The organism is Streptomyces sp. NRRL B-24085 (assembly GCF_001282115.1).
Lineage (GTDB): Bacteria > Actinomycetota > Actinomycetes > Streptomycetales > Streptomycetaceae > Streptomyces.
Map to the genome: position 1 here is coordinate 1 of NZ_LJBR01000424.1, position 9,988 is coordinate 9,988.

Annotated in this window: 10 protein-coding genes and 1 pseudogene; 9 read left to right on the forward strand and 2 right to left on the reverse strand. The window is 68.1% G+C overall.

The window, feature by feature from the left end:
- The 3 genes and pseudogenes from AOJ26_RS35505 to AOJ26_RS35515 all read left to right on the forward strand — a co-directional run.
- A pseudogene (locus AOJ26_RS35505) lies at positions 1-1,054 on the forward strand (site-2 protease family protein); the annotation flags it as partial.
- Positions 1,055-1,092: 38 nt separating this feature from the next.
- Entirely contained in the window at positions 1,093-1,995 is a 903-nt protein-coding gene (locus AOJ26_RS35510) for a tRNA (adenine-N1)-methyltransferase (RefSeq protein WP_053852482.1), read from the forward strand.
- 214 nt (positions 1,996-2,209) lie between these two features.
- Positions 2,210-2,788, forward strand: a complete 579-nt coding sequence (locus AOJ26_RS35515; protein WP_053852483.1) for a hypothetical protein — start codon at positions 2,210-2,212, stop codon at positions 2,786-2,788.
- 68 nt (positions 2,789-2,856) lie between these two features.
- On the opposite strand, the gene AOJ26_RS35520 is transcribed toward AOJ26_RS35515, so the two are convergent.
- Positions 2,857-3,162, reverse strand: coding sequence for a ferredoxin (locus AOJ26_RS35520; RefSeq protein WP_053852484.1), 306 nt, complete (start codon positions 3,160-3,162; stop codon positions 2,857-2,859).
- A 244-nt stretch (positions 3,163-3,406) separates the two neighbouring features.
- On the opposite strand from AOJ26_RS35520, the gene arc reads away from it, so the two are divergent.
- The 6 genes from arc to prcA all read left to right on the forward strand — a co-directional run bounded on the left by arc (position 3,407) and on the right by prcA (position 9,567).
- Positions 3,407-5,173: a proteasome ATPase gene (gene arc / locus AOJ26_RS35525; RefSeq protein WP_053852485.1), complete on the forward strand. Its 1,767-nt coding sequence runs from the start codon at positions 3,407-3,409 to the stop codon at positions 5,171-5,173.
- A 245-nt stretch (positions 5,174-5,418) separates the two neighbouring features.
- Positions 5,419-6,930 (forward strand): depupylase/deamidase Dop, encoded by a 1,512-nt coding sequence (gene dop / locus AOJ26_RS35530; RefSeq protein WP_365457694.1) that lies wholly within the window; start codon positions 5,419-5,421, stop codon positions 6,928-6,930.
- A gap of 155 nt (positions 6,931-7,085) precedes the next feature.
- The gene (locus AOJ26_RS35535; protein WP_053852487.1) at positions 7,086-7,304 is read left to right on the forward strand and encodes a ubiquitin-like protein Pup; all 219 of its coding nucleotides are present in this window, start codon (positions 7,086-7,088) and stop codon (positions 7,302-7,304) included.
- Between the two features lie 43 nt (positions 7,305-7,347).
- Positions 7,348-7,953, forward strand: a complete 606-nt coding sequence (locus tag AOJ26_RS42425) for an endonuclease VII domain-containing protein (RefSeq protein WP_078960152.1) — start codon at positions 7,348-7,350, stop codon at positions 7,951-7,953.
- Positions 7,905-8,750, forward strand: coding sequence for a proteasome subunit beta (gene prcB / locus AOJ26_RS35540; RefSeq protein WP_053852488.1), 846 nt, complete (start codon positions 7,905-7,907; stop codon positions 8,748-8,750). The genes AOJ26_RS42425 and prcB overlap by 49 nt, the downstream gene beginning before the upstream one ends.
- A gap of 61 nt (positions 8,751-8,811) precedes the next feature.
- Positions 8,812-9,567, forward strand: coding sequence for a proteasome subunit alpha (gene prcA / locus AOJ26_RS35545; RefSeq protein ID WP_053852489.1), 756 nt, complete (start codon positions 8,812-8,814; stop codon positions 9,565-9,567).
- A gap of 63 nt (positions 9,568-9,630) precedes the next feature.
- Here prcA and AOJ26_RS35550 read toward each other — a convergent pair.
- Positions 9,631-9,988, reverse strand: a 358-nt coding sequence (locus AOJ26_RS35550) for a substrate-binding domain-containing protein (protein ID WP_159044467.1), incomplete at its 5' end; no start/stop codon positions are given.

Consider the following 9,988-nt stretch of genomic DNA (forward strand, 5'->3'; position numbering starts at 1 on the left):
AGATGTGTATACGAGCCAGGCCCACCAGCAGTCCGCCGCCCTCCCCCCAGCCGCGCGGCGGACTGCTGATGGGCCGCCCCTTCGGCGTGCCCGTCTACGTCGCCCCCAGCTGGTTCCTCGTCGCCGCGCTCATCACCTGGGTGTTCGGCGGCCAACTGGAGCGCGTGCTGCCCGAACTCGGCGCCGCCCGCTACCTCGTCTCCCTGTTCTTCGCGGTCGCCTTCTACGCCTCCGTCCTGGTCCACGAACTGGCCCACACCGTCGCGGCCCTGCGCTTCAAGCTCCCCGTGCGCCGCATCCAGCTCCAGTTCTTCGGCGGCGTCTCCGAGATCGAGAAGGAGGCCGAGACCCCCGGCCGGGAGTTCGTGCTGGCCTTCGTCGGCCCCCTGCTCTCGCTGGTCCTCGCCGGCCTCTTCTACCTCGCCATGCAGCCCGTCGAACCCGGCACCGTCCCCGGCGTCCTGCTCGCCGGCCTGATGGTCTCCAACCTCATCGTGGCCGCCTTCAACCTCCTGCCCGGCCTCCCCCTCGACGGCGGCCGCATGCTCCGCGCCGTCGTCTGGAAGATCACCGGCAAGCCCATGAGCGGCACCATCGCCGCCGCCTGGGTCGGCCGCGCCCTCGCCGTCTGCGTCCTCATCGGCCTCCCGCTGCTCACCCAGTCCGGAGCCCTCGGCTCCTCCGCCGAGGACAACGTCGGCATGGACACCGTGATGGACGCCCTGCTCGCCGCGATCCTCGCCGCGATCATCTGGACCGGCGCCGGCTAGCCGCCGACGCCGAGGGCACCCCGCTCTCCCTTGTCCGCGAGGCCGCCATCGTCGGCGTACCGGAACACCGCCGCCCCTGGGTCGCCGTCAGCGGCCTCGCCCAGGACCTCACCGACGGCATGCGGGTCTCCGCCGAGCTCGCGGGGGAGGACCTCCTGGACACCCTCCGCGCCACCCCCGCCACCGAGTACCTCGTCGTCGAGGAGACCGGCGAGATCTACGGCGTGCTCTCCGCCGCCGACGTCGAGCGCGCCTTCGTGAAGGCCATGGCCAGACCCTCCTAGTGGTCGGCGGCCCCTCCGCGGACCGGTAGGCTGTTCACATGTCCGAACCGACCGGTGCCGCCCGCAGGCGCGGGCCCTTCAAGGTCGGGGACCAGGTTCAGCTGACCGACCCCAAGGGCCGCCACTACACGTTCACGCTCGAAGAGGGAAAGAACTTCCACACCCACAAGGGTTCCTTCCCGCACGACGAGCTGATCGGCGCACCCGAGGGCAGCGTTGTCCGCACCACCGGTAACGTCGCCTACCTCGCGCTGCGCCCCCTGCTCCCCGACTACGTCCTGTCCATGCCCCGCGGCGCCGCCGTGGTCTACCCCAAGGACGCGGGGCAGATCCTCGCCTTCGCCGACATCTTCCCCGGCGCCCGCGTCGTGGAGGCAGGCGTCGGCTCCGGCTCGCTCAGCAGCTTCCTGCTGCGCGCCATCGGCGACCAGGGCATGCTGCACAGCTACGAGCGCCGCGAGGACTTCGCCGACATCGCGAAGCAGAACGTGGAGCGCTACTTCGGCGGACCGCACCCCGCCTGGCAGCTCACCGTCGGCGACCTCCAGGACAACCTGTCCGACGCCGACGTCGACCGCGTCATCCTCGACATGCTCGCCCCCTGGGAGTGCCTGGACGCCGTCTCCAAGGCGCTCGTGCCCGGCGGCATCCTGTGCTGCTACGTCGCCACCACCACCCAGCTCGCCCGGACCGTGGAGTCCATCCGCGAGATCGGCTGCTTCAACGAGCCGACCGCCTGGGAGACGATGATCCGCAACTGGCACATCGAGGGCCTGGCAGTCCGCCCCGACCACCGGATGATCGGCCACACCGGCTTCCTGCTCACCGCCCGCCGCCTCGCCGACGGCGTCGAGCCGCCCATGCGCCGCCGCCGCCCCGCCAAGGGCGCCTACGGCGAGGACTACGCCGGCCCCAACGCCGACGGGGGCTCCGGCCGCTGAGACAGCCCCGTGCGGCAGTCAACGTACAGGCGCCGGGGTGGAGTTCCCGCAGACCAGCGGAACTCCACCCCGGCGCCTTCGTGTTGAGGCAACGGCAGAAACCGCCGCGGGAAAACCCGCACGAGTACCCACCCCGCCGTTCCCCCGATCTGTGACGTGTGGCACCATGCTGGCCACCCCCCCACCGGCACAGCCCTCACAGGAGACGCTCCTAGTGCAGCAATCCGCCGTCCCGGAACTGGCACACACGCACACCCGCCCGATCCACTGGCTCGCCACCGCAACCGCCGTGGCGGGAGTCGTGGCCCTCTCCTCGGTCCTGCAGCCCAACCCCGCCACAGCGGCCCAGGCGGCCGGCCCCGAGGGCAGAACCGCCCCGGTGGCCACGACGGCACCCGACCCCGCCGACGTCCACTTCCCGATCGAGTGCGGCCCCGTCAAGGCGAAGGTGCAGAAACGGGTCTCCGGAGACCTCGACGGCGACGGACGGCCGGAAACAGTCGTCGTGGTGCACTGCGACGCCCCCATGGGCACCCCGCCGGACGCCGTCTACGTCATCACACACGCGAAGGGCACCGGCGAACCCCGGGTCGTCGCCACCCTGCTGAGCCCCAAGACCCGCAACACCGTCACCAACTTCACGCTGAGCGACGGCGCCGTCCGCGCGACCCTCCTCGGCTACTCCACGTCCGACGTACCCAGTTGCTGCCCGGACGTGAAGGACGAGGCGAAATGGCAGTGGAAGGACGGCGCGTTCGTCCGCTCGACCCCCGCGGGCACGCACACCGTCTGACCGAAGCACGCACACCGGGCACACATCTGTGAGAAATCAGACAGTCGTCACGCAGGGTGGCTTTCCGGTCACTCTGCGTCCGGACCGTAGATCTCGACGCTGTCCGAAACCCGACGTACGTGGATGCACTCGCCCGGACACTCCTTCGCCGAGTCCACCACATCGGTGAGAAGCGGCAGCGGCACGGGCGTTGCGGCGCCCTTGGCCTGCAACAGCTCGTCGTCGGCCCCCTTGACGTAGGCCAGCCCGTCGATGTCCAGCTCGAACACCTCCGGCGCGTACTGCGCACAGATGCCGTCACCGGTACAGAGGTCCTGATCGATCCAGACCTCCAGGGTCTCGCCCGCGGCCCCGACCTCCTGCTGCACTCTCATCTCTCCTGCCGTTTATGCGCCGAGCCGAACGGGAATCCGGCCAGCTCTGACGGGTGTTGAACACTTCGACCCTACCTTCGGCAGCTTTCCAATCTTGTTCGGTGGGTATTCCCCTGGCGTGAGGGAGAGCGCAAGGGTGAAGATCGGACACACCTCGACAGTCTTTGTGATCTAGGGGTTTCAATCGACACCCACCCAGGTAGGGTCTGGAAGCGTCCAGCTCCCCTTGGAGGAGGTGAGGACCGTGGCAGCCCACGACGACGACATGAACCGCGGCATCCGCCCGGGACGAGGGTCCGACGACCCGTCCGGGCAGATTGCCTACCTTGAGCAGGAGATCGCCGTCCTGCGACGCAAGCTCGCCGACTCTCCGCGACACACGAGGATTCTCGAAGAGCGGATCGTCGAGCTGCAGACCAACCTGGCCGGCGTGTCCGCCCAGAACGAGCGACTCGCCAACACGCTCCGTGAGGCCCGCGACCAGATCGTGGCCCTCAAGGAGGAGGTCGACCGGCTCGCACAGCCCCCGGCCGGCTTCGGCGTCTTCCTCGAAGCGAACGAGGACGGCACCGCCGACATCTTCACCGGCGGCCGCAAACTGCGGGTGAACGTCAGCCCCAGCGTCGAACTCGAAGAGCTCCGGCGCGGCCAGGAAGTAATGCTCAACGAAGCGCTCAACGTGGTCGAAGCCATGGAGTTCGAGCGCGTCGGGGACATCGTCACCCTCAAGGAGATCCTCGAGGACGGCGAACGCGCCCTGGTGCTCGGGCACACCGACGAGGAACGGGTGGTACGGCTCGCCGAGCCGCTGCTGGACGTCACCATCCGCCCCGGCGACGCCCTGCTGCTCGAACCCCGATCCGGCTACGTCTACGAGATCGTTCCCAAGAGCGAGGTCGAGGAACTCGTCCTCGAAGAGGTCCCCGACATCGGCTACGAGCAGATCGGCGGACTCGGCGGCCAGATCGAGGCCATCCGGGACGCCGTCGAGCTCCCGTACCTCTACCCCGACCTGTTCAAGGAGCACGAACTGCGCCCGCCCAAGGGCGTCCTGCTCTACGGACCCCCCGGATGCGGAAAGACGCTCATCGCCAAGGCGGTCGCCAACTCGCTGGCCAAGAAGGTCGCCGAGGTCACCGGCCAGGCCACCGGCAAGAGCTTCTTCCTCAACATCAAGGGACCCGAGCTCCTCAACAAGTACGTCGGCGAGACCGAGCGGCAGATCCGCCTCGTCTTCCAGCGTGCCCGTGAGAAGGCCAGCGAGGGCACACCCGTCATCGTCTTCTTCGACGAGATGGAATCCCTCTTCCGCACCCGCGGCTCCGGCGTCAGCTCCGACGTCGAGAACACCATCGTCCCGCAGCTCCTCGCCGAGATCGACGGCGTCGAAGGCCTGCAGAACGTGGTCGTCATCGGTGCCTCCAACCGCGAGGACATGATCGACCCCGCCATCCTGCGCCCCGGCCGGCTCGACGTGAAGATCAAGATCGAGCGGCCGGACGCCGAAGCCGCCAAGGACATCTTCGGCAAGTACCTCACCGAGCGCCTCCCGCTGCACTCCGACGACCTCGGCGAGCACGGCGGCAGCAAGGCCACCACCGTCCAGAGCATGATCCAGACGGCCGTGGAACACATGTACGCCGAATCCGAGGAAAACCGCTTCCTGGAAGTCACCTACGCCAACGGAGACAAGGAAGTCCTCTACTTCAAGGACTTCAACTCCGGCGCGATGATCGAGAACATCGTCGGCCGCGCAAAGAAAATGGCGATCAAGGACTTCCTCGACCACAACCAGAAGGGCCTCCGCGTCTCCCACCTCCTCCAGGCCTGCGTGGACGAGTTCAAGGAGAACGAGGACCTGCCCAACACCACCAACCCGGACGACTGGGCCCGCATCTCCGGAAAGAAGGGCGAGCGGATCGTCTACATCCGCACCCTCATCACCGGAAAGCAGGGCGCCGACACCGGACGCTCCATCGACACGGTGGCAAACACCGGTCAGTACCTGTAAACACAGGGCGGCTGCGGGTGCCCACAACGGGGTACCCGCAGCCGACTGTTTTTCAGGCAACTAACCGGACCAAAGGCGAGCAAGGCAATGACGCAAATGATCTCCCCACCAGCGCAGAGCCGTTCTAGGCTCTTCGGTACCGCCGAGTCGCGCAGTGCGGGGACGGGCACCGCACACGCACCGGAGCGCCAGCGGTACTTGAGCGCCGCCCCCGACCGAGGGCGCCGCCGGGCAAGGAGGGCCGCATGACCGTACGGCGAGTAATGGGCATCGAGACGGAGTACGGGATCTCCGTCCCCGGCCACCCCAACGCCAATGCCATGCTCACCTCATCCCAGATCGTCAACGCCTACGCGGCGGCGATGCACCGGGCCCGCCGGGCCCGCTGGGACTTCGAGGAGGAGAATCCGCTGCGGGACGCGCGGGGCTTCGACCTCGCCCGCGAAGCCGCCGACTCCAGCCAGCTCACCGACGAGGACATCGGCCTCGCCAACGTCATCCTCACCAACGGCGCACGGCTCTACGTCGACCACGCACACCCCGAGTACAGCGCCCCCGAGGTCACCAACCCCCGCGACGCCGTCCTCTGGGACAAGGCCGGCGAACGCATCATGGCCGAGGCCGCCGAACGCGCCGCCCAGCTCCCCGGCGCCCAGCCCATCCACCTCTACAAGAACAACACCGACAACAAGGGCGCCTCCTACGGCACGCACGAGAACTACCTGATGAAGCGGGAAACCGCCTTCTCGGACATCGTGCGCCACCTCACGCCCTTCTTCGTCTCCCGCCAGGTCTTCGCCGGAGCCGGCCGCGTCGGAATCGGCCAGGACGGCCACGAACACGGCTTCCAGCTCAGCCAGCGCGCCGACTACTTCGAGGTCGAGGTCGGCCTGGAGACCACGCTCAAGCGCCCCATCATCAACACCCGCGACGAGCCCCACGCCGACGCCGAGAAATACCGCCGCCTCCACGTGATCATCGGCGACGCGAACCTCTCGGAGATCTCCACCTACCTCAAACTCGGCACCACGGCCCTGGTCCTGTCGATGATCGAGGACGGCTTCATCGCCGTCGACCTCGCCGTGGACCAGCCCGTCCGCACCCTCCACCAGGTCTCCCACGACCCGACCCTCCAGCGCCTGGTCACCCTCCGCAGCGGCCGCACACTCACCGCGGTCCAGCTCCAGATGGAGTACTACGAACTCGCCCGCAAGTACGTCGAGGAACGCTACGGCGCCGACGCGGACGACCAGACCAAGGACGTCCTGGCCCGCTGGGAGGACACGCTCAACCGCCTGGAGCACGACCCCATGAGCCTCGCCGGCGAGCTCGACTGGGTCGCCAAGCGGGAGCTCATGGAGGGCTACCGGCGCCGTGACGGCCTCGACTGGGACGCGGCCAAGCTGCACCTCCTCGACCTCCAGTACGCCGACGTACGGGCCGACAAGGGCCTGTACAACCGTCTCGCGGCCCGCGGCCGCATCAAGCGCCTGCTGGACGAGAACGAGGTCGAGCGGGCCCGCACCAAGCCCCCGGAGGACACCCGCGCCTACTTCCGCGGCCGCTGCCTGGAGCAGTACGCCGACGACGTCGCCGCGGCCTCCTGGGACTCGGTGATCTTCGACCTCCCGGGCCGCGATTCGCTCCAGCGGGTCCCAACCCTCGAACCGCTTCGCGGAACGCGAAATCACGTCAAGGAGCTCCTGGACCGCTGCCGCACGGCAGAAGACCTGGTCAGGGTGTTGTCGGGCAACTGAACGGATACCCGGGCCGGTGCCTCCCGCAGGGTGGAAAACCCGGCCAGAGGGAATCATCGAGATGGCCCCCGTACGTTGTAGGAACTGCGGGGCCGATGTCAGACCCTGCTTGTAGGGTCTGATCAAGAACGTCGAACCGAGCGGGGTGAGGGGTTATGGCGACCAAGGACACCGGCGGCGGACAGCAGAAGGCCACCCGCAACACCGAGGAGGTCGAGGAGCAGACTGCGGAGGCGCAGGGTTCCGAGGACCTCAAGGAACGCCAGGAGAAGCTGAGCGACGACGTGGACTCCGTCCTGGACGAGATCGACGACGTACTCGAGGAGAACGCCGAGGATTTCGTGCGCTCCTTCGTGCAAAAAGGTGGCGAGTAGAGGCTGATTGGCCACTTGGCCTTCGATTTGAAGGTGGCGGGGGGTGGCTGAAGAACCGAGCACCAAGGAATGCCGCAAGTGCGGGCGGGATCTGTCTCTCGAGGCTTTTGCGCGGGACAAGAACCGGCGTGACGGCCTCCAGGTGCACTGCCGTGAGTGCGTGGCGCAGTACAGCGCCGCGCACTACCGGCGGCGCCGGGAGGCAATGGGCAAAACGGTTCGGGAGCATGTGGACGTTCCGGACCGACACAAGCTCTGCCGCACGTGTGGAGAGGTCAAGCCCTGGAGCGAGTGGCATCGCAACGCGACCGCCTCGGACGGGTTGTCGACGCGCTGCAAGGCGTGCCGGGCGGCCCAAGGTCGGCGAGACCATCTGAAGCGTCAGTACGGCCTGACCGAAGCCGAGCGTGACGAGTTGATCGCCTCTCAAGGGGGCGTCTGCTGCATATGTTTGTCGGCAGTGCCCGAGCATGTGGATCACTGCCACAAGACGGGTAGGGTCCGAGGCGTACTGTGCTTCAGCTGCAATGCCGCACTGGGGCAGTTCAAGGATCGGCCCGATGCCATAAGGCGGGCTGCTGCTTACGTGGAAGGAATCGCGTGGAAGCCAACACTCGTAGCACCGGGCGTCTACCAGCTGCCTTCCTGACGCCTGGGTCGTCGTCCTTCATGGACTTCCTGTCCGAGCATCAGCCGGAGATGCTGCCGGGGAACCGGCAACTGCCGCCCACGCAGGGCGTGATCGAGGCGCCGCATGGCACGACCATCGTCGCCGTCACGTTCCCCGGGGGTGTCGTGCTCGCCGGTGACCGCCGGGCGACCATGGGGAACGTCATCGCCCAGCGGGACATCGAGAAGGTGTTCCCGGCCGACGAGTACTCGGCCGTCGGGATCGCCGGCACCGCCGGCCTCGCCGTGGAGATGGTGAAGCTGTTCCAGCTGGAGCTGGAGCACTTCGAGAAGGTCGAGGGCGCCCAGCTGTCGCTGGAGGGCAAGGCGAACCGGCTGTCCACGATGATCCGTTCCAACCTGGGCATGGCGATGCAGGGGCTGGCCGTGGTGCCGCTGTTCGCGGGGTACGACGTGGACCGGGAGCGGGGGCGGATCTTCTCCTACGACGTGACCGGCGGCCGCAGCGAGGAGCACAACTTCGCCGCGACCGGTTCGGGCTCGATCTTCGCGCGCGGTGCCATGAAGAAGCTCTTCCGCGACGACCTGACCGAGGAGCAGGCCACGACCCTCGTGGTGCAGGCCCTGTACGACGCGGCTGACGACGACTCGGCGACCGGTGGTCCCGATGTCGCCCGCCGGATCTACCCGATCGTCACCGTGATCACCGAGGACGGTTTCCGTCGGCTCACCGACGAGGAGTCCTCCGGGATCGCCCGTTCGATCCTGGAGCGGCGTCTGGAGCAGCCCGACGGCCCGCGGGCCGCGCTGCTGTAGGCGCCACCCCGTCTTGTTCAAGGTGATCGCAGTGACTTCTACAGAAAGGGACGGATAACCGGTGTCGACGCCGTTCTATGTCTCCCCCCAGCAGGCGATGGCCGACCGGGCGGAGTACGCCCGCAAGGGCATCGCCCGTGGTCGCAGCCTGGTCGTGCTGCAGTACGCCGACGGCATCGTGTTCGTCGGCGAGAATCCGTCCCGTGCGCTGCACAAGTTCAGCGAGATCTACGACCGGATCGGCTTCGCGGCCGCCGGCAAGTACAACGAGTACGAGAACCTGCGGATCGGTGGCGTGCGCTACGCCGACCTGCGTGGTTACACCTATGACCGTGACGACGTGACCGCCCGCGGTCTGGCCAACGTCTACGCCCAGACGCTGGGCACGATCTTCTCCTCGGCCGGTGAGAAGCCGTACGAGGTGGAGCTGGTGGTGGCCGAGGTCGGTGAGACGCCGGACGGGGACCAGATCTACCGGCTGCCGCACGACGGTTCCATCGTGGACGAGCACGGCTCGGTCGCGGTGGGCGGCAATGCGGAGCAGATCAGCAGCTACCTGGATCAGCGTCATCAGGACGGGATGAGTCTGGCGGAGGCGCTGAAGCTGGCCGTGCAGGCGTTGTCCCGTGACACCAACGGCAGTGAGCGGGAGATTCCCGCGGAGCGGCTGGAGGTGGCGGTGCTGGACCGTACGCGTCCGCAGCAGCGCAAGTTCAAGCGGATCGTGGGGCGTCAGCTCGGTCGGCTGCTGGAGGCCGGGGGTGCGTCCACGGAGGCGGAGAGTTCGGACGAGGCGGAGGGTTCCGACAAGGAGTAGCCGTCCTGCCCGACCCACACCCCTTCTGTGCCCCGGCCGACCTCTGGCCGGGGCACAGGGCGTTCAGGGGGCGCTGGGGGGTGCTGTGGAGCCCCGTACGATCAGCTCGACGGGGATGTCGCCGGCGTCGGGTGTGCGGCCCTCCAGGACGGCCAGCAGGGCTTGCATGCCGCGTTCGCCGAAGAGCTCGGCGTCCAGTCGTACGGTCGTGAGCTCGGGGTCGATGGCGGTGGCGAGGGCGAGGTCGTCGAGGCCGGTGACGGAGATGTCGTCGGGGACGCGCAGTCCGAGTCGTCGTACGGCTTTGTAGGCGCCGGCGGCGAGTTTGTCGTCGTCGCAGACGAGGGCGGTGGGGCGGGGCCCGGGGGCGGCGAGGGCGGCTTCGGCGGCGGCCGTGGCGCCGTCGATGGAGATGGGGGCG